General features: G+C 74.0%; 17 protein-coding genes, 1 tRNA gene and 1 pseudogene. 8 read left to right on the top strand and 11 right to left on the bottom strand.

Annotated features, from left to right (window positions below; all coding sequences use genetic code 11):
• Positions 1–65: 65 nt before the first annotated feature.
• The 3 genes from Athai_RS02680 to Athai_RS02670 all read left to right on the top strand — a co-directional run bounded on the left by Athai_RS02680 (position 66) and on the right by Athai_RS02670 (position 3,262).
• On the top strand, positions 66–1,088 hold the full coding sequence (locus tag Athai_RS02680; RefSeq protein WP_203959989.1) for an SGNH/GDSL hydrolase family protein: 1,023 nt from the start codon (positions 66–68) through the stop codon (positions 1,086–1,088).
• A gap of 36 nt (positions 1,089–1,124) precedes the next feature.
• Positions 1,125–1,904, top strand: a complete 780-nt coding sequence (locus Athai_RS02675) for an SGNH/GDSL hydrolase family protein (RefSeq protein WP_203959988.1) — start codon at positions 1,125–1,127, stop codon at positions 1,902–1,904.
• 113 nt (positions 1,905–2,017) lie between these two features.
• Positions 2,018–3,262: an acetyl-CoA C-acetyltransferase gene (locus Athai_RS02670; RefSeq protein ID WP_203959987.1), complete on the top strand. Its 1,245-nt coding sequence runs from the start codon at positions 2,018–2,020 to the stop codon at positions 3,260–3,262.
• Positions 3,263–3,415: 153 nt separating this feature from the next.
• On the opposite strand, the pseudogene Athai_RS02665 reads toward Athai_RS02670, so the two are convergent.
• From Athai_RS02665 to gad, 4 genes and pseudogenes are all read right to left on the bottom strand, one after another.
• Positions 3,416–3,655, bottom strand: a pseudogene (locus Athai_RS02665) (hypothetical protein); the annotation flags it as partial.
• Positions 3,656–3,806: 151 nt separating this feature from the next.
• A complete protein-coding gene (locus Athai_RS02660; RefSeq protein ID WP_203959985.1) occupies positions 3,807–4,736 on the bottom strand; it encodes a Bax inhibitor-1/YccA family protein in 930 nt (309 codons plus the stop codon).
• 135 nt (positions 4,737–4,871) lie between these two features.
• Entirely contained in the window at positions 4,872–5,768 is an 897-nt protein-coding gene (locus Athai_RS02655; RefSeq protein ID WP_239156674.1) for a glycoside hydrolase family 16 protein, read from the bottom strand.
• A 163-nt stretch (positions 5,769–5,931) separates the two neighbouring features.
• Positions 5,932–7,407, bottom strand: a complete 1,476-nt coding sequence (gene gad, locus Athai_RS02650) for a glutamate decarboxylase (RefSeq protein WP_203959984.1) — start codon at positions 7,405–7,407, stop codon at positions 5,932–5,934.
• A gap of 326 nt (positions 7,408–7,733) precedes the next feature.
• On the opposite strand from gad, the gene Athai_RS02645 reads away from it, so the two are divergent.
• On the top strand, positions 7,734–8,591 hold the full coding sequence (locus Athai_RS02645; RefSeq protein WP_203959983.1) for an SGNH/GDSL hydrolase family protein: 858 nt from the start codon (positions 7,734–7,736) through the stop codon (positions 8,589–8,591).
• A 230-nt stretch (positions 8,592–8,821) separates the two neighbouring features.
• Here Athai_RS02645 and Athai_RS02640 read toward each other — a convergent pair whose 3' ends face one another.
• Positions 8,822–9,451 carry a TetR/AcrR family transcriptional regulator gene (locus Athai_RS02640; protein ID WP_203959982.1) on the bottom strand — a complete coding sequence of 210 codons (630 nt, stop codon included), beginning with the start codon at positions 9,449–9,451 and terminating at the stop codon, positions 8,822–8,824.
• A 62-nt stretch (positions 9,452–9,513) separates the two neighbouring features.
• Between Athai_RS02640 and Athai_RS02635 the strand changes: the two genes are divergently transcribed.
• Together Athai_RS02635 and Athai_RS02630 are read left to right on the top strand one after the other, a co-directional pair.
• Positions 9,514–9,912 carry a hypothetical protein gene (locus Athai_RS02635; protein WP_203959981.1) on the top strand — a complete coding sequence of 133 codons (399 nt, stop codon included), beginning with the start codon at positions 9,514–9,516 and terminating at the stop codon, positions 9,910–9,912.
• Positions 9,909–10,214, top strand: a complete 306-nt coding sequence (locus Athai_RS02630) for a hypothetical protein (protein WP_203959980.1) — start codon at positions 9,909–9,911, stop codon at positions 10,212–10,214. Before Athai_RS02635 ends, Athai_RS02630 begins: the two co-directional genes overlap by 4 nt.
• 55 nt (positions 10,215–10,269) lie before the next feature.
• On the opposite strand, the gene Athai_RS02625 is transcribed toward Athai_RS02630, so the two are convergent.
• From Athai_RS02625 to rnhA, 3 genes are all read right to left on the bottom strand, one after another.
• Entirely contained in the window at positions 10,270–10,947 is a 678-nt protein-coding gene (locus Athai_RS02625; RefSeq protein WP_203959979.1) for a hypothetical protein, read from the bottom strand.
• 149 nt (positions 10,948–11,096) lie between these two features.
• Complete coding sequence (locus tag Athai_RS02620) at positions 11,097–11,849, bottom strand: MerR family transcriptional regulator (protein WP_203959978.1); 753 nt, start codon at positions 11,847–11,849, stop codon at positions 11,097–11,099.
• Positions 11,850–11,943: 94 nt separating this feature from the next.
• Entirely contained in the window at positions 11,944–12,492 is a 549-nt protein-coding gene (gene rnhA, locus Athai_RS02615; RefSeq protein ID WP_203959977.1) for a ribonuclease HI, read from the bottom strand.
• An 88-nt stretch (positions 12,493–12,580) separates the two neighbouring features.
• Between rnhA and Athai_RS02610 the strand changes: the two genes are divergently transcribed.
• Positions 12,581–13,204: a TOPRIM nucleotidyl transferase/hydrolase domain-containing protein gene (locus Athai_RS02610; protein WP_239156672.1), complete on the top strand. Its 624-nt coding sequence runs from the start codon at positions 12,581–12,583 to the stop codon at positions 13,202–13,204.
• Between the two features lie 50 nt (positions 13,205–13,254).
• Here Athai_RS02610 and Athai_RS02605 read toward each other — a convergent pair.
• Together Athai_RS02605 and Athai_RS02600 are read right to left on the bottom strand one after the other, a co-directional pair.
• Positions 13,255–13,336: transfer RNA gene (locus tag Athai_RS02605), tRNA-Leu, on the bottom strand.
• Positions 13,337–13,398: 62 nt separating this feature from the next.
• Positions 13,399–14,775, bottom strand: coding sequence for a dihydrolipoyl dehydrogenase family protein (locus Athai_RS02600; protein ID WP_203959976.1), 1,377 nt, complete (start codon positions 14,773–14,775; stop codon positions 13,399–13,401).
• Between the two features lie 197 nt (positions 14,776–14,972).
• Here Athai_RS02600 and Athai_RS02595 point away from each other — a divergent pair, with 197 nt between their 5' ends.
• Positions 14,973–16,997, top strand: a complete 2,025-nt coding sequence (locus Athai_RS02595) for an SGNH/GDSL hydrolase family protein (RefSeq protein ID WP_203959975.1) — start codon at positions 14,973–14,975, stop codon at positions 16,995–16,997.
• 47 nt (positions 16,998–17,044) lie between these two features.
• Here the strand turns inward: Athai_RS02595 and Athai_RS02590 are convergent, their stop codons facing one another.
• On the bottom strand, positions 17,045–18,382 hold the full coding sequence (locus tag Athai_RS02590) for an NAD(P)/FAD-dependent oxidoreductase (protein ID WP_239156671.1): 1,338 nt from the start codon (positions 18,380–18,382) through the stop codon (positions 17,045–17,047).
• Positions 18,383–18,420 lie beyond the last annotated feature (38 nt).

Genomic DNA, 18,420 nt, shown 5'->3' with positions numbered 1-18,420 from the left:
AGACAGGTCGAACGAGCGCACCCCGGTTAGCTTTGAGGGAGATCAACAACGAGGGGGATGAGGATATGAGCCGTGCGTCCCGGGCCCGTCGCATTGCCCTCGCCGCCGCGTACGGGGGCGGCGGTCTCGGGCTGCTCGGCGCGGCGGCCACCGGCTTGCTGGTCGGCGAGGTGCAGCTGGCGAAGTGGACGATCAAGGTGCCGGACGGGCCGGTCCCGGAGTGCGACGGGGAGTACGGGACGCGGTTCGCCGCCGACGGGGTCGCGCCGCTGACCGTCGCCGTGCTCGGCGACTCCACCGCCGCCGGGATGGGCGCCGAACTGCCCCGCCAGACACCCGGCGCGCTGCTGGCCAACGGCCTGGCCGACATCCTGCGCCGGCCGGTCCGGCTGCACTGCTTCGCGGTCGTCGGCGCCCTCACCGCCGATCTGTACCCGCAGCTCAACCTGGCGCTGGAGGTGCGGCCCGACGTGGCGGTGGTGCTGGTCGGCGCGAACGACGTGACCCATCTGGTCCGGCCGCCGGTGTCGGTGCGGCACCTGTCCCGCGTCGTCGGCCAGCTCGGCGCGGCCGGCGCCCGCGTCGTGGTCGGTACCTGCCCGGACCTGGGTACGATCCGGCCGATCCGGCAGCCGTTGCGGTGGATCTGCCGCCGGTGGAGCCGCGAGCTGGCCGCGGCGCAGACGATCGCCGTGGTGGAGGCGGGTGGGCGCACCGTGTCGCTCGGTGACCTGCTCGGGCCCGAGTTCCTGGCCTCCCCGGAGGAGCTGTTCAGCGCCGACCACTTCCACCCGTCGCCCGCCGGGTACGCGAAGGCGACCGCGGCGCTGCTGCCGACCGTCGCGTCGGTCTGCGGCGGGCTGGGCGAGCCGGCCGAGGAGAGGCTGACGGCGGCCATGCTCCGGTCGCTGCCGCACGCCGCGGTGGCCGCGGCGGACCGGGCCGGTACCGAGGTCAGCGCGGCCGGGCCCAGCCTGGCCGGCGGCCGGTGGGCGCAACTACGCCGTCGGGTGCGTTTGCTCGCCGCCCGCCCCACCGACCCGCATCCACCCGGGACAATGGTGCCGGAGCCCACCGCGGAGGCCTGATCGGCGGAGGGCACCGGCGAGAGACGGGAGCACGCGATGAAGGCTGGCCAGATCGTCCGTTTCGCCGGTCGGGGCGTGCTGCTGTCCACCGCCGGTCTCGTCCTGATGTCCGCCGGGTTGCTCGCCGTCGAGGCCGGGCTGGCCCTCGGCCGGCGGTACGGGCAGCCGGCGATCGGGCCGGGCATGCGGGCCACGTTCGGGCCGCCGCACGCACCGGTGCTGAAACTGGCCATGCTGGGCGATTCCACCGCGGCCGGGGTCGGCGTGCACCGGGTGGACGAGACGGTCGGCGGCCAGCTCGCGACGCGACTGGCCGACACCGGCGTACGGGTCGCGCTGACCAGCGCCGCGGTCTCCGGTTCCCGCACCGCCGACCTGGACCCGCAGGTGTCGCGCACCCTGCTGGTCGACCCGCCGGATCTGGCGGTGATCCTGGTCGGCAGCGCCGACGTGGTGCACCTGACCGCGCCGAGCCGGGCCGCCGCCGAACTGACCGCCGCGGTCACCAGGCTCCGCGCCGCGGGCATCGCCGTCGTCGTCGGTACCTGCCCCGATCTGGGTGCCTGCCGCGGCATCGGGCAACCGCTCCGGGAGCTGGTCGGGCTCGCCGCGCAGCGTCTGGCGCAGGCCCAGGTGTCCGCGACGCGCGCCGCCGACGGCATCCCGGTCGACCTGGCCGCCGCGGTGGGTCCGCTGTTCCGCGCCGACCGGGGCATGTTGAGCCCGGACGGGTTCCACCCGTCCGGCGACGGCTACCGGATCTGGGCACACGCGCTGTACCCGGCGGTCGCGGCGCTGCACGGCTCGACGTACTGACCGGCCGGTTCGGCACGGCCTGCCGGGTTCGTTCGGTGCCGGCCGGCGAGCGCAGCCCGAACCGGCGACGGCGAGCCTGTCCGCTCGGCACTACCGAGCGGTAACATGCGGCCATGGCTGAAGCAGTGATTGTGGCGACGGCGCGGTCGCCGATCGGGCGGGCGGGCAAGGGTTCGCTGCGCGAGGTGCGGCCCGACGACCTGGCCGCGTCCATCGTCCGTGCCGCGCTCGACAAGGTGCCCGAGCTCGACCCGACCACCATCGACGACCTGTACCTGGGCTGCGGCCTGCCCGGCGGCGAGCAGGGCTTCAACATGGCCCGGGTGGTCGCCACCCTGCTCGGCTACGACACGCTGCCCGGCGCGACGATCACCCGGTACTGCGCGTCCTCGTTGCAGACCACCCGGATGGCGTTCCACGCGATCAAGGCCGGCGAGGGCGACGTGTTCGTGTCGGCCGGCGTCGAGTGCGTCTCCCGGTACGCCCGGGGCAACTCCGACGCGCTGCCCGAGGAGGCGCAGGCGCTGGTGGGCGGCGGCTGGCAGAACCCGAAGTTCGCCGCCGCCCGGGAACGCTCGGTCACCCGCGCCGGCGGCCAGCAGCCGGCCTGGACCGACCCGCGGGACGATGGCGTGTTGCCTGACGTCTACCTGGCGATGGGCCAGACCGCGGAGAACCTCGCCGAGGTGTACGACGTGAGCCGGGCCGCGATGGACGAGTTCGGGGTGCGCAGCCAGAACCTCGCCGAGAAGGCGATCGCGAGCGGCTTCTGGGCCCGCGAGATCACCCCGGTGACGCTGCCCGACGGTACCGTCGTGTCGGCCGACGACGGTCCGCGCGCCGGCACCACGCTGGAGGGCGTGGCCGGCCTCAAGCCGGTGTTCCGGCCGGACGGGCGGGTCACCGCCGGCAACTGCTGCCCGCTCAACGACGGCGCCGCCGCGGTCGTCGTGATGAGCGACGCCAGGGCCGCCGAGCTGGGGCTGCGGCCGCTGGCGCGGATCGTGTCCACCGGGGTGTCCGCGCTGTCGCCGGAGATCATGGGGTTGGGCCCGGTCGAGGCGTCCCGGCAGGCGCTCGCCCGCGCCGGCATGACCATCGACGACATCGACCTGGTGGAGATCAACGAGGCGTTCGCCGCCCAGGTCATCCCGTCGTACCAGCAGCTCGGCATCCCGCTGGAGAAGCTGAACGTGTCCGGTGGCGCGATCGCCGTGGGGCACCCGTTCGGGATGACCGGGGCACGCATCACCGGAACGCTGTTGAACAACCTGGACTGGCACGGGAAGCGGTTCGGGTTGGAGACGATGTGCGTCGGTGGCGGGCAGGGCATGGCCATGATCATCGAGCGGCTCTGAGCCGACCATGCGGTAACGGCTGGGGGGCCGTCGCCCCTTGGCCGTCCCCGCCGGGGCACCGGAGACGAGATCCTGGCCCTGCCTGGCCGCCCCGGGAGATCGGGGCATCGGTGGTGCCGCTGGCGCCGCCCGGCCGATCCGGAACCGCTCTGGTCAGCGGGCGGGGAAGAGGGTTCGGTGGGCGGTCTGCAGGGCAGCCTCGGCGCGGGACCGCACGGGTGGTGGCGCGGCGGTGAGGTCGGCGGCCACCACCCGGAGCTGGTCGGGCAGCGCGAGGTCGTTGTCCAGCCGGGGCACGGGCTGGTGCGGCCGGGCCTCGGCGTCGGCGCCGAGGTCGGCGAGTTGCTGCACCAGCGCGTGCAGCACGTCGGCGCGGCTCGGCGCGGCGCCAGCCCCCGGCTCCGTCGAAGCACCGCCCGGCTCCGCCGAGGCGGGGGCGGGCGCGGGGCGGTGTTCGCCGCCGGGGTGCTGCGGGCGGCCCAGGCGGCCGGGGTCCAGTGTGCGGTGCCGGCGACCAGCCGGCCGGTCAGCTGCGCGAGGTCGGTCACCGGCGCAGGTAGCCGAGCATCCGCAGGATCTGCCAGTACAGGAAGATCAGGCCGACCAGCAGGCCGAACGCGCAGTACCAGGCGTACTTCTGCGGCGCGCCGGCCCGGATGCCCTCCTCGACGGCGGCGAAGTCGAGCACGAACGTCAGCGCGCCGACCACGATGCAGACCAGGCTGAACACGATCGGCAGCCAGCTGACCTTGCCGGTCACGGTGTACTGGATCAGGCCGGGGTTGTGCCCGAACGCGCTCATCAGACCGTTGAACAGCCCGAGCACCAGGACGCCGATCAGCGCACCGATGACGAACTTGGTGAACTTCGGCGTCGCCCGCAGCACCCGGAACTTGTACAGCACCGTCATGCCGGCGAAGATCGCGAACGTGCCGACGACCGCCTGCAGCACGATGCCCGGGTAGAAGCTCTCGAACACCCGGCTGACGGTGCCCAGCAGCAGCCCCTGCGCCACCGCGTACACCGCGATGACGGCCGGGTTGGTGATGGGCCGGAACCAGGAGAACAGCGCGATGCCGAGGGTGGCGATCGCGGCGACCGCGAGCAGCACCCCGGCGAGCGGCCCGGCGGACGGCAGCAGCACCCAGCTGAGCGCGGCGACCACCCCGGTCAGCCCGATCAGGCCGAGGGTGCGGATCACCACGTCGTCCATGGTCATCGGCCGAACCTCGGGCGCCACCGCGCCGGGCGTCAGCGGGTACGGGGTCTGCGTCCCGTACTGCCCGTAGCCGCCCTGGCCGTACTGCGGCTCGCCGTACTGCGGCTGGCCGTAACCCGGCTGCGCGTAGCCCTGCTGGCCGTACTGCGGGGCGTAGCCGCCCTGCTGGCTGTACTGCGGGGCGCCGCCGGCCGGCACCCTGTCCCGCACCGCGCTGCGCAGCATGCGGTTGAGCATCGGGTTGGAGCTCCTCAACGCCGCCTCCTCGTCGCGTCCACCCAGGTCGGCGGCCCTGCGGCCCGACCGGCATCGATCAAGCGTACCGGCCGGAACCACGTAACCGCCCACCTGCGCGCGCAACCATCACGTACCGGAGTTTCCTGACCTCTTTCAGTGTCGATCCGGCTGCGCGTGCCGCGCGGCGCGGAGCTGGGCGGCACTGTCCGCGGAGCTGGCGTGCACGTAGTCGACGACCATCCGGGCCGGGAACGCGGTGTTGCCGTCCGGGTTGCCCGGCCAGTCGCCGCCGACCGCGAGGTTGAGAATCAGGAAGAACGGGTGGTCGAACACCCACGGGTTGCCGTTGGTGTCGGCCGGCGTCCGGGTCTCGTACGCGTTGCCGTCGACCGACCAGACGACCTGGTTCGGCGACCAGTCGATGGCGAAGGTGTGGAAGCCGTCGGCGAACGCCTGCCCGTTCGGCAGCGAGTAGGCGGCACCGGGGCCGGCGGCACCCGAGTACCCCGGGCCGTGCATGGTGCCGTGCACCGTGCCGGGCTCGAACCCGACGTTCTCCATGATGTCCAGCTCGCCGCAGCCGGGCCAGCCGGCCGAGCCGATGTTGTCGCCGAGCGCCCAGAACGCCGGCCACATACCCTGCCCGGCGGGGATCTTGATCCGCGCCTCGAAGTGCCCGTACGCCTGGCTGAACGACTGCGACGTGTTGAGCCGGGCGGAGGTGTACTGGCAGCTGCCGTACCAGCAGGTGTAGTTGGCCGGGTTCTCCCTGCGCGCGGTGATGACGAGGTTGCCGTTGCCGTCCAGCGCGGCGTTGGACGTCGAGTCGGTGTAGTACTCCAGCTCGTGGTTGTTGCCGCCGTTGTCGCCGATCTCGTGGATCCACTTGCTGCCGTCCGGTGCGCTGCCGGCGGCGCCGTCGAAGTCGTCGGCGAACGTGGTGGTGTGCGGCCGTACCGGTGCGGCGTCGGCGGCGGGTGCGGTCGCGGCGGCGAGCACGGTACCCAGCATGGCGGCGGCCAGCACGACGCGGCGTCGGGGGATGCGCATCGGATACTCCTTCCGGCGGCGTAGGGAGCCGCTAATCGGAAACAAGGTGAAGTATTCGATTGTTGAGCTTCGAACCTTTGGTCCGGCTTGTCAACATTTCAACTCTTGTACGCGAACACGCCGCACCCACCGCACCGCACCCCCACCGTCGCCGGAACCCCGTTCAGCGCAGGTCCGCGGTGCGCACCGCCGCGGTGGCGCTGTGGTTGAAGCCGCTCGCGCCCGCCGCGGACCGTTCGGTCGGCCGCCCCGGATGCGACAGCCGCTCGACCGCCCGCCCCAGGTCGGCGAGCAGCAGGTCGGCCATGTCGACCGACAGACCGTGCCGCACCACGACCCGCTGGACCGCCACGTCCTGCTGGTCCGGCGGCAGCGTGTACGCCGGGACGAGCCAGCCGCGGGTGCGCAGCTCGTCGGCCAGCTCGAACAGGTCGAACGGGTGGTCACCCGGAGGCAGCCGCCACGTCACCGCCGGGATGCCGCGGTGCGGGTCCCCGTCGTACACCAGGTCGAAGAGACCGAGCCGCTCGACTCCGGCCGCCACGTGCCGGGCCACCTCGTAGGCGGCGGACTGCACCTTGGTGTAGCCGGACCGGCCCAGCCGGACGAAGTTGAAGTACGAGGTGATGACCTGGCCACCGGGGCGGGAGAAGTTCAGGCCGACGGTGGGCATCTCACCACCGAGGTAGTTGACGTTGAAGACGAGTTCCTGCGGCAGGTCGGCCGCCTCGCGCCAGAGCGCCCAGCCGCTGCCGACCGGCGCCAGCCCCGTCTTGTGCCCGGAGGCGTTCATCGACTTCACCCGCGGCAGCCGGAAGTCCCAGCGCAGGTCCGGCGCGCAGAACGCGGCGACGAACGCGCCGCTCGCCCCGTCCACGTGGATCGGCACGTCCAGGCCGGTACGCGCCTGGAGGTCGTCCAGCGCGGCCGAGATCCCGGCGACGTCCTCGAACAGGCCGGTGAACGTCTGCCCGAACGTCGGTACCACCATGATCGTGTTCTCGTCGCACTGTTCCACCGCCGCCTCGGGCGTCATCAGGTGCCCCGGCGGCATCGGCACCTGGCGCATCTCGATGTCGAAGTAGCGGGCCAGCTTCTCCCAACAGACCTGGACCGGGCCGCAGACGAAGTTCGGCCGCGAGTGGTCCTGCCCGGCGGCCTGACGCCGCTTGCGCCAGCGCCACTTCGCCGCCAGCCCGCAGAGCATCGCCGCCTCCGAGGACCCGACCGTGGACGTACCGGCGGCGTGCGCCGGGTCCGGCGCGCCGAACAGGTGGGCGAGCATCTGCACGCAGCGCCGCTCCAGCTCGGCGGTCTGCGGGTACTCGTCCTTGTCCACGATGTTCTTGTCCATCGACTCGGTCATCAGCAACCGGGCCTCGGGCTCCAGCCAGGTGGTGCAGAACGTCGCCAGGTTCATCCGGGACGTGCCGTCGAGCATCAGCTCGTCCCGGATCAGCTGGTAGACCTGGCGAGGTCCGCGTTCGGACGTCGGGAACTGCTCCTTCGGCGCCGGGTGGACCATCACCGAGGTGGCGAACAGGTCCTCCTCACTGCTCCCGCTGTCCCGCGCCCCCACCCGGTCGACCTGTCCGTCCGGGTGCGTCGGGCCACCGTCCTTGCGCTGCGCTGCACACATAGCCGCCTCCTCGCGGCGGTCGCTGCCGCGTCGGCGGCGACACCACGACCGCCGGTTCTTCGCAGCGTATCGACGGAGCCGGTACGCCCGGGCCGGCTCGGCACCATCACCCCAGAGCGGCGGACCCTGCCGTACCGGGCGGTAACAAGTTCTCCGGGCGACCTTGCCGGAGTGGTACCGGCAGCTCTATGTTCATGAGGAAATTTCGCGACGTACGTCGCGTATGTCCCAGTCCGGACCCCCCAAGGAGCCCCCATGCCCCTCCCCGCGTCCGGGGCCGGCGCGCGCTCGCCGCGCTCGCCAGCCTCGGCGCCGCCGCGGCAACCGTGTTGGCCGGACCGGCCATCGCGCACGCGGACGGCACCGACGCCCCCGCGTACCACGAGTACGTGGCGCTCGGCGACTCGTACACCTCGTCGTCCGGCTTCACCAACCTGCCGGACACCAGGTTCGTCCCGCTCGGCTGCGCCCAGTCGACGAACGACTACCCGCACCAGGTGGCGAAGCTGCTCGCCGTCGACAAGTTCACCGACGCGTCCTGCGGCGGTGCCACCACCGACGACTTCACCGGCGCCCAGTCCGTGCTCGGCGGCAGCAACGCGCCCCAGTTCGACCGACTGACCGCGACCACCGACCTGGTCACCATCGGCATCGGCGGCAACGACATCGGACTGGTCGGCCTCGCCACCACCTGCATCGAGGACAGCCTGACCGGCAAGTCCTGCAAGAAGCAGTACACCTCGGGCGGCACCGACCAGATCTCGGCGAGGATCGCCGCCGCCGAGCCGAAGCTCACGGCCGCGATCGACGGGGTGCGCGCGCGGTCCCCGCAGGCCCGCATCGTGCTGGTGAACTACCTGGACGCGGTGCCGGACAACGGCAGGGCGTGCTTCCCGCGGGTACCGATCCTCAGCAACACCGACATGGCCTGGTTCACCGCGAAGTTCAAGGAGATGAACGCGATGCTGGCGCAGTCGGCGAGCAGCGCCGGCGCCGACCTGGCCGACACGTACACCCCGACCATCGGGCACGACGCCTGCACGTCGCCGACCACCCGGTACGTCGAGCCGCTGACCATCCTGTCCCTCAACCCGGTCGGCAGCCTGTCGGTTCCGTTGCACCCCAACGTTTCCGGCGCCAACGCCCAGTCGCAGATCGTCTTCGACCGGATCCGCCGGGGCTGATCCGCGCCGCCCGCCGCCCGGCCCGGCGGCGGGCGGCGGGCCGCTGCGTCCGGATCCGCGCTGGGCGGCAGGCCGCTGCGTCCGAATCCGCGCTAGGCGGCGGGCCGCTGCGTCCGAATCCGCGCTGGGCGGCAGGCCGCTGCCCGTTCCGGTTCGCGCCGAGCGGGGCCACTGACGTCGCGCTGGCGGCGAGACCGGTGCGTCCTGCCGCGGCACGAGGCAGCCGCCGGTCAGGGCGCGGCGTGCGCGACCCGGTGCGCGGCGAGCAGCGCGGTCGCCCGGTCGTCCGCCGGCTCGGCCGCGATCGCGGCCAGACCGCGCAGCGCGACGTCCAGCACCGCCTCGAACGTACCGGCCGGATCGCCACCCCGGCCGCGCTCCTGCTGCACGGTGCCGACCACCGTGGTCAGCATCAGATGCCAGCCGAGGTGCGCGATCGCCCGGTCGACCCCGGCGACGACCAGCCGGTCCACGAACCGGCGCAGCAGCACCGGGCCGACCGCGGTGCCGCCGGCGCGCGACAGCACCAGCGCCGCACGTTCCGGATGGTCGCCGAGCTGGGAGCGCAGCCCGACGGCGACGGCACGGACCCACTCCGGCCAGGGTTCGTCGGTCTCCGGCAGGACGAACCCGGCGAGGAACCGTTCGGCCACCGCGTCGAGCAACTCGTCGCGCCCGCCGACGTGGTTGTAGAGCGCGTTGGGACGCACCCCGAGCGCGGACGCGAGCGCGCGGAGGCTGAACCGGTCATACCCGTCGGCGTCGATCATCTCCTCGGCGCGGGCCAGCACCGCATCCCGGCTCAGCCGTTGGCCGGCCGGCGGTGCACCCCGCCGCCTTGCTATATGACCGTCGTCCATATAGCCTCCCTTCCCGGAGCACAAATGTACGCTGTCCATAAAGTCAGCCGGGAGGAGCAGCCATGCCGCTGTCGATACGGACCCGGTGCGTCCCGGTCCGCCCCGCGGCGCCGCTGCCCCGGCGCGGGATGGCGGGCTGGGCCATCGGCACCGTGGCGTTCTTCGCCGCGGTGGGCGGGCTGCCGAAGAGCTGGACCAGCGCCGCCGGTGACCTGATTCCGGTCCTGCTCGCGGTGTTCGTCGCGGCCGTGGTACCCGCCGCCGCGGGCCGGAACCTGCAACGGTGGCTCACCGCGCCGTACGTGCTGGGCTGCCTCGCGGCGGTCACCCTTGACGTGGCGGCGTTCCCGCACGGCAGCGTGCCGGCGCTGCTGGTCGGGGTGCTGCCCGCCAGCGGCGGGCTGCTCAGCTGGTCCCGGCCACGCACCGGGCGATCCGGACCGGAAGGGGAGACACGATGACGGCACGTGACGCGCTGGCCGGAGCGCTGCTGGTGAACGCGATCCCGCACGCGATCATGGGCATCGCCGGCAAGCGGTGCATGACACCGCTGCGCGGCCCCGACTCCGGCCCGGCCGCGAACCTCGCCTGGTCGGCCGCGAACCTCGCCGGCGGAGCCGTACTGCTCGCCACCGGCTGGCGCGGCCTGGACCAGCGCACCGCTGACAGCCGGCTCGGCTGGGTCGTCGTGGGCAGCTTCGCGATGACCGCCTTCGGCGTCGGGTACGAGCTGAGCCGCCGGCTGCGACGGGAAACGGCCTGACCCGCGGCGCCGGCTGCCGAAGCGGCCCCCGGCGCCCGGGGTGGACGACGGGCGCTCAGGACGAGGCGGCCGGGTGCGCCGCCAGCGCGGCGAGGGCGGCCGCCGGATCGTCGGCGAACAGCCGTACCGTGTGCGCCTCGGCGCGGCGGCCCAGCGGCCGGGTGACCGGGACCGGCTCGCGCAGCGTCAGCTCGACGTTGGTCTGGGCGGCGACGGCGACCGACAGCTCGCCGCCCGCGACGCGCACCATGCCGCGCTCGTCGTACCGGCGGATCCGGCGCGCCCGCAGCACCAGGTGGCGCGGGATGCGCAGGTCGAACAGCCCCGCGTACCGGATCCGCACCTCGCCGGCGGTCACCACGTGCGGCCGGGTCACGCAGCCGGCGAGGATCCCCAGCACGGCGAGCACCCCGTACCCGTCGAGAACCAGCAGCGGCACCCGCACCGCGGCCGGCACCCCGAGTGCCCGCAGCAACAGCTCGATCCCGACCAGCTCCACCGCGGTCAGCACCGCGAACGTGACCAGCAGCCCGAACTGGGCGGCCACGTACGGCACCGCGACCGCGTCGGGCGGCACCCCGTGCCGGCGACGCCGAACCCACAGCAGCAGGCTCGCTGTGCCGGCGGCGTCGATCGCGACCAGCCGGCGTACCAGCGGCGGCACGGCACGCTCGGACCGCGCCCGGGGCGCCGGGACGACCCGGCCACCGAGCATCCACAGCAACGGGACCACCCGGCCACCGAACGCCCGCGGCAAGGGGACCACCCGGCCACGGAGCACTTGGAGCGCCGCGCGGACCCGCCCCCGGTGGGCTCGGAGCGGTGCGGCCGTGCGCGCCCCCGACGCGGCACCGAGCCGGTCGCGGGCCGGCTGCCGCGCGTTCATCGGCGGTCCCGGGCCAGCGCACCGACGGTACGAATCACCGCCGACTGAGCGACGCTCAACTCGGCGGACAGGGCGTCGAACCAGCGAGCCTGCCCGGGATCGTGCAGGCCGTCCGCGAGCGCGCCGGTCAACCGGGCCGGCAGGATCTCGACGAGCTCCGCGGCGAGCGCGGCGACCCGCGCGTCGGCCGGATCGGCGTCGGCCAGCTCGTCCAGCCGCCGGTACAGCTCGGGCAGCCGGTCGGCCGCCGCCCCGGTCAGCGCCGGCCGCAGCAGGTCGGCGAACTCGGCCGCCTGCCCCGGCCCCGCGGTCGCGGCCGCCAGCGCCAGCAGATCGCGGTCCAGCTCGGCGAACCGGGATCCGGCGACCGGCAGCCCGCGGAGGACCTCGGCGAACTCCGGTACCGCGGTCGCGTCCGGGTCGATCCGGTCCGCCGCCAGCAGCTCGGCCAGCCGGGCCCGCCGCTCGGCCAGTACCCGCTGCTGCCGGGCGAGGTCGGCGTCGAGCTCGGCCAGCACCTCGCGGATCTCGCGGCCGGCGTCGTCGGCCAGCACGTCGGCGATCTCGTCCAGGGACAGCCCCAGCTCGGTCAGCCGCCGGACCCGGGCCAGCCGGACGGCGTCCGCCAGGCGGTACTCGCGGTAGCCGTTGGACAGCCGTACCGGCTCGGGCAGCAGCCCGGTGTGGTGGTAGTGGCGCACCGTCCGGGTCGACACCCCGACCAGCGCGGCGAGTTCTCCGATCCGCATGCCACCAGTAGAAACGTTGCCGCTACGGCAAGGTCAAGCCACGGCAGCGGATGGCGGACCGCGCCGGCCGGCAGCGCCGCGATACCCGCCGGGGTCAGCCGTTGCGGACCCGGCGGCGGGACGCACCGGGACGGCCGGGGCGGGCGACCGAGCGGGTCGCCGCCGCCGGCAGGTCGAGACCCGCGGCGCGCAACGCGTCGCCGAGGCCCCGGGCGGCGAGCCGGTCGGCGCGCTCGTTCCCGGGATGCCCGGCGTGGCCCTTGACCCAGTGCCACGCCACCTGGTGCCGGCTCGTCGCCGCGTCCAGCGCGCGCCACAGGTCCTCGTTCTTCACCGGCTGCCGGGCACCGGTCTGCCAGCCGTTCCGCTTCCACTTGGCCAGCCACCCGGTGACCCCGTTCCGCACGTACGTGGAGTCGGTGTACAGGTCGACCCGGGCCGGCCGGGTCAGCGCGTTGAGTGCCTCGGTCGGCGCGGTCAGCTCCATCCGGTTGTTGGTGGTCGACTCGACCTGCCCGCCGCACAGCTCCTTCTCGTGCTCGCCGTAGCGCAGCAGCGCACCCCAGCCGCCCGGCCCCGGATTCGGCACGCAGGCGCCGTCGGTGAAGATCTCCACCACCGCGCCAGTCAGCTCGTCGCTCACGACCACACCCTACGAGGTGCCGCCCGGCGGCGCGGCGCGCCCGGAAAGCACGTGGTGCGCGGGGCTCCGGTACGGGCACGATGGGCGGATGGAGAGCAGGCCGGAGCCGGCGGTCGTCACGACCACGACGGCGCGGATCCCGACCGGGATCCGCACCGCGGTCCTGGTCGAGGGCGACAGCGACGCTGCCGCGGTGCGCATCGTCGCGGCCCGGCGCGGGCGCGACCTGCCGGCCGAGGGTATCGCGGTGGTACCGATGGGCGGGGTGACCAACATCGGGCACTTCGTCCGGTTGCTCGGCCCCGGCGGGCTCGGCGTCGCGCTCGCCGGGCTGTACGACGTGGGCGAGGAACACGTGGTGCGCCGGGCGCTGGAACGTGCCGGCGCCGGCACCGGGCTGACCCGTGCCGGGCTCGCCCGGCTCGGCTTCTTCGCCTGCGTCGAGGACCTGGAGGGCGAGCTGATCCGCACCCTCGGGATCCCGGCGGTCGAGCGGATCATCGCGGACGCCGGCGAGCTGCGCTCGCTGCAGACCCTGCGCCGCCAGCCCGCCCAGCGCGACTGGACCGAGGTGGCGATCCTCCGGCGCTTCGTCGGCACCCGCTCGCACCGCAAGCTGCGCTACGCGACGCTGCTCGCCAGCGCGCTGGACCCGGCCGCGGTCCCGGCGCCGCTCGACGACCTGCTCGGCCACCTCGCCGCGGCCCGCTGACCGGCCGCCCGCCCGGTGCGGCCGGCCGGCGGTGCGGGCACTCCCTGGGGTGCCCGGAGCGGGGCTCGAACCCGCACGCCTTTCGGCAGCCGCTTTTAAGGCGGCCGTGTCTGCCTCTTCCACCACCCGGGCGCGTCGGAATCACCGTATCCGTCAGCGCAGCGCCACCGGACGTGGCGGTCCTGTGATGTTGATCAGCCTAGCGACGCCACCGCGGTACCGATCGCGCGGTGGAACGTGGGGTACGCGTCGATCATCGACCGGAGCCGGTCGATCGGCACCTCCGCGTGGACCGCCAGGGTCAGCGCGGCGAGCACCTCACCGCCGCACGGTCCGACCGAGGTGGCGCCGACCAGGACGTTGCGGTCCCGGTCGGCGACCAGCTTGACCACGCCGGCGTTGCCTGCCTTGTGGATCCAGCCCCGGGTCTCGGCCGCCACGTCGGCGGTACCGATCAGGGTGTCGATGCCGGCCTTCGCGGCCTGCGCAGCCGTCAACCCCACCGCGCCGACCTCCGGATCGGTGAACGTCACCCGCGGCACCGCGCGGTAGTCGGCGGAGAAGCCGCCCTGGCCGAGGATGTCGCGCACCGCGATGTCCGCCTGGTACATCGCCATGTGCGTGAACCCGCCGTGCTCGGTGACGTCACCAACCGCGTACAGCGCGCCGCCCGCCCGCATCCGGTCGTCGGTGGCGATGAACTTGCCGTCGGGCAGCCCGGCCGCCGCGATCCCCAGCTCCGCCAGTTCGGTCCGCCGGCCGGTCGCGACCAGCAGCCGGCCGGCGACGTGTTCCTCGCCGCCGACCCGGGCGGTGAACCCGCGCCAGTCGTGCCCGACGTGCTCGACCGCGGTGCCGGTGCGGACCGTGACGCCGTCCGCGGCGAACGCGGACCGGACCAGGTCCGACGACTCGGGTTCCTCGCCGGGCAGCAGCCGGTCGGCCGCCTCCAGCACCGTCACCGCCACCCCGAACCGGGCGAACACCTGCGCGAACTCGCAGCCGATCGGACCGCCGCCGAGGATCAGCAGCGACGCCGGCAGCTCGGTGGCGCGCACCGCGTCCCGGTTCGTCCAGTACGGCGTGTCGGCGAGGCCGGGGACCGGTGGCGCGGCCGGTTCGGTACCGGAGCCGACGATCACCGCGCGATCGGCCCGGAAGACCAGCTCGCCGGAGCCGTCGGCCGGCCGCACCGCCACGGTGTCCGGCCCGGTGAGCCGGCCCTCGCCGCGGACGAACCGGACGCCCTTGCCGACCAGCCGGTCCACCGCGACCTGGTCGTTCCAGTCGTCGGTGGCCTCGTCCCGGATCCGCCGGGCGACCTGGCCCCAGTCCGGCCGGACGTCGGCGTGGCCGGCCAGCTCGCCCACCCGGCGCGCGTCGGTGAGCAGGTCCGCCGCCCGGACCATCATCTTCGTCGGCACGCAGGCGAAGTACGGGCACTCGCCGCCGACCAACCGTCGCTCGATGCCGACGACCGACAGGCCGGCCTGCGCGAGACGACCGGCCGCCTCCTCGCCGCCGACACCAAGGCCGAGCACCACCACATCCACCCGTTCGGCATCCGTCATGCCCCAAGCCTGGCAGTTCCCGCGGCGCGGTGCATCCCATTCGGGACGCGCCGAACCGCAGTGTTCGTCACGTCACCGCCCCGGAGCGACCGACCGTCCGGGTCGGCGAGTTCGGTCAAACGGCCACGCGCCGGCGGACCGTTGGGCAGGGTGGGGCAGGGGACCTGGGAGAACCCCCGGCACCACAGGAGCAGGTCATGGCGCAGGGCACGACACGATTCGCGCACCGGCCGGCGCTGGACGGCGTCCGCGCGTTCGCGGTGGCCGCGGTACTCGTCTACCACGGTGGCGTGGCAGCGGTGCCCGGCGGCTTCATCGGCGTCGACGCGTTCTTCGTACTGTCCGGCTTCCTCATCACGTCGCTGCTGCTCGCCGAGATCGCCGGTACCGGCGGGATCCGGCTGGCGGCGTTCTGGGGCCGGCGGGCCCGGCGGCTGCTGCCCGCGCTGCTGCTGATGCTCGCCGTGGTGGTACCGGCGTCCCGCTTCCTGCTCGCGTCCGGCGACCTGCCGCCGGTGCGCGGCGACGCGCTCGCCGCGCTGTGCTACGTCGCCAACTGGCGGATGATCTTCCGCGGCTCGGACTACTTCGCGCAGACCGCGACGCCGACCCCGCTGCAGCACACCTGGTCGCTCGGCATCGAGGAGCAGTTCTACCTGATCTGGCCGCTGGTGGTACTTGCGGTGCTCGTCGGCGTGGCCGGCTTCCGGCGCGGCCGGGGCGCGCCGCCGCCGCCGGCGGCGGCGCGGCGATGGGTGCTGCTCGGGATCTGCCTGGCCGGCGGCGCGGTGTCCACGGTGCTCTGCTGGCTGCTGTACGCACCGACGGACTCCAGCCGCGCCTACTACGGCACCGACACCCGGGCGGTGGCGCTGCTGACCGGCTGCGCGCTGGCGGTCCTGCTGCAGCACCGGATGCCGGCGGCGAACGCCGGCCGGCACCGCCGCGCCGGCCGCCGCCGGGTCGAACACCCGCTGCTCGGCGCCGCGACCGTACTGGCGGTGCTCGGCCTGTGCTGGGCGGCCTCGCACGCGACCGGCGCGACCGACTGGCAGTACCGCGGCGGGTTCGCGGCGATCGCCGTCGCCGTCGCCGTGGTGATCGCGCACGCCGTCCTGTCGCCGGGGTCGCCGACCGCGTGGGTGCTGTCCCGCTGGCCGATGGTCGCGCTGGGGCGCATCTCGTACGGCGTGTACCTGTGGCACTGGCCGGTGTTCGTGTTCTGTTCCGCGGCCCGGCTCGGGTTCGCCGGGATCGGGCTGTTCGCGGTCCGCTGCGGGATCACGCTGGCCATCGCGATCGGCTCGTACTTCCTGGTCGAGCTGCCGATCCGGCGGGGCCGGCTGGTACCCCGGGGCAGCCGGCTGGCCCCGGCCGGGGTGCTGACCGGGATGGCGCTGGTGGCGGTCGTCGTGCTCGGCGCGACCGCGGGCCTGCCCGGCGGCGGCCCGGTGCGTGCCGCCGGTGGCGGCGGCAAACCGGTGGTGGTGCCCAGCCGGTCACCGGCCCCGGTGGCGCCGGTGCGGCGGCCCGGCCGGGCGCCGGGGCGCGAACCGCGGATCGACTTCTTCGGCGACTCGGTGTCCTGGACGCTCGGCACCTACCTGCCGCCGCACCCCGGGCTGAACGTGCACGTCCGGGCGTTGGAGGGCTGCGGCATCGCGACCCTGCCCGACATCCTCGAACTGGGCGGCCCGCACACCAACTATCCGGGCTGTACCCGGTGGCCGAGCCGCTGGAAGTCCGGCGTCACCGCGGACGACCCGGACGTGTCGGTGATCCTGCTGGACCGCTGGGAGCTGATGGACCGCCGGCTGAACGGCCGCTACCAGCACGTCGGCCAGCCCGGGTACGACGCGTACCTGACGAAGCAGCTGACCACCGCGGTGCGGACCGTCGCGGCGCGCGGCGCCGCGGTGGTGCTGCTGACCGCGCCGTACACGCACCGGGCCGAGCGGCCGGACGGCAGCCTGTACGGCGAGGACCAGCCGGCCCGGGTGGACGCCTGGAACACCCTGCTGCGCAGGGTCGGCGCCGCGCACCACGCCACCGTGCTCGACCTCAACCACGTGCTCTGCCCGGCCGGGAAGTTCACCTGGTCGATCCACGGCGTGCAGGTCCGCAGCGACGGCCTGCACCTGACCCCGCAGGGCGACCAGCAGATCGTCGCGCCGTGGCTGCTGCCGCAGCTGTCCGCGATCGCCACCGGCACGCACCGCTGAGGCGACCGCGGCCCGGCCCGCCGCCGCGACCGGGCCGCCGCCGCTGCTCAGGAGCCGGCGGCGCCGGTGGATCCACCGGACGCGGCGCGCTCGAACCGCTGCCGCGGCTCGTGCAACTCGCCGAGCGCGACGGTCTCCCGGCTCAGCACCAGGGCGAGCGTCCAGTCGGCGATCACCCGTACCTTGCGGTTCAGGGTCGGGATCCGGGTCATGTGGTAGCTGCGATGCATGAACCAGGCCGGCCAGCCGCGCACCTTCACGCCGTACACCTGCGCCACGCCCTTGTGCAGGCCGAGACTGGCGACGCTGCCGACGTAGGCGTGCCGGTACTCGACGGGCGCACCACCGCGCAGCGTGGCGAGCACGTTGTGGGCCAGCGTGCGGGCCTGGCGGACCGCGTGCTGCGCGGTCGGGCCGCACAGCGCGGTCGGGTCCGGGCTGGTCAGGTCGGGCACCGCGGCGCTGTCCCCGGCGCTCCACACCCCCGGCAGCGGCATGCCGTCCGCGACCACCTGCAGCCGCGCGTTGCACACCACCCGGCCCCGCCGGTCCAGCGGAAGGTCGGTGTCGCGCAGCATCGGACTCGGCTTCAACCCGGCGGTCCAGACGATCGTGTCGCAGTCGAACTCGGTACCGTCGGACAGCACCACGTGTCCGTCCACACAGGACTCAAGCTGGCAGGACAGCCGGACGTCGAGACCGCGCATGCCGAGCTCGCGCGCGGTGTACTGGGCGAGATCCAGGTCGACCTCGGGCATGATCCGGTCGGCCATCTCGACCAGCACCCAGCGCATCTGGGCCAGGGTGAGTTCCGGGTAGTAGCGGATCGCGTCCCGGGCCATGTCCTCCAGCTCGGCGACCGCCTCGACACCGGCGTACCCGCCGCCGACGAACACGAACGTCAGCGCCCGGTCCCGGACCGCGTGGTCGGTCGTCGCGGCGGCCACGTCGAGCCGCTCCAGCACCCGGTTGCGCAGCCAGATCGCCTCACCGATGCTCTGGAACCCGACCGCCTCCTCGGCCAGCCCCGGCACCGGCGCGGTGCGGGTGATGCCGCCCGGACACACCACGAGCTGGTCGTACGGCAGCTCGCGCGGCGGGCCGATCAGCGGCTGCACGCTGACCATCCGGTCCGCGTGGCTGATCCGGGTGACCGTACCGCCGACGACGCGACAGCGACGCAGCACCCGGCGCAGCGGAATCACCGCATGCCGTGGCTCGATGCTGCCCGCCGCCGCCTCCGGCAGGAACGACTGGTAGGTCATGTTGGAGCGCGGGTCGACGACGGTGACCTGCGCCTCCCCCGGATGCAGCTTCTTCGATATCCGGTGCGCGAACTCCAGACCGAGCTGCCCACCGCCGACCACCACGATGCGTTGCGCCACGCCGCGACCTCCGAGCGTCGTACCGCTGCGCGCCACGA

Origin of the sequence: Actinocatenispora thailandica (genome assembly GCF_016865425.1) — a bacterium.
Classification (GTDB): domain Bacteria; phylum Actinomycetota; class Actinomycetes; order Mycobacteriales; family Micromonosporaceae; genus Actinocatenispora; species Actinocatenispora thailandica.
This window is presented reverse-complemented; position numbering and strand designations above follow the sequence as displayed.

Excerpts from the sequence above, each read along its gene's own strand:
- Athai_RS02680 (WP_203959989.1), top strand. The coding sequence starts at position 66 with ATGAGCCGTGCGTCCCGGGCCCGTCGCATTGCCCTCGCCGCCGCGTAC.
- Athai_RS02675 (WP_203959988.1), top strand. The coding sequence starts at position 1,125 with ATGAAGGCTGGCCAGATCGTCCGTTTCGCCGGTCGGGGCGTGCTGCTG.
- Athai_RS02670 (WP_203959987.1), top strand. The coding sequence starts at position 2,018 with ATGGCTGAAGCAGTGATTGTGGCGACGGCGCGGTCGCCGATCGGGCGG.
- Athai_RS02655 (WP_239156674.1), bottom strand. The coding sequence starts at position 5,768 with ATGCGCATCCCCCGACGCCGCGTCGTGCTGGCCGCCGCCATGCTGGGT.
- gad (WP_203959984.1), bottom strand. The coding sequence starts at position 7,407 with ATGTGTGCAGCGCAGCGCAAGGACGGTGGCCCGACGCACCCGGACGGA.
- Athai_RS02640 (WP_203959982.1), bottom strand. The coding sequence starts at position 9,451 with ATGGACGACGGTCATATAGCAAGGCGGCGGGGTGCACCGCCGGCCGGC.
- Athai_RS02635 (WP_203959981.1), top strand. The coding sequence starts at position 9,514 with ATGCCGCTGTCGATACGGACCCGGTGCGTCCCGGTCCGCCCCGCGGCG.
- Athai_RS02630 (WP_203959980.1), top strand. The coding sequence starts at position 9,909 with ATGACGGCACGTGACGCGCTGGCCGGAGCGCTGCTGGTGAACGCGATC.
- Athai_RS02620 (WP_203959978.1), bottom strand. The coding sequence starts at position 11,849 with ATGCGGATCGGAGAACTCGCCGCGCTGGTCGGGGTGTCGACCCGGACG.
- Athai_RS02610 (WP_239156672.1), top strand. The coding sequence starts at position 12,581 with ATGGAGAGCAGGCCGGAGCCGGCGGTCGTCACGACCACGACGGCGCGG.
- Athai_RS02600 (WP_203959976.1), bottom strand. The coding sequence starts at position 14,775 with ATGACGGATGCCGAACGGGTGGATGTGGTGGTGCTCGGCCTTGGTGTC.
- Athai_RS02595 (WP_203959975.1), top strand. The coding sequence starts at position 14,973 with ATGGCGCAGGGCACGACACGATTCGCGCACCGGCCGGCGCTGGACGGC.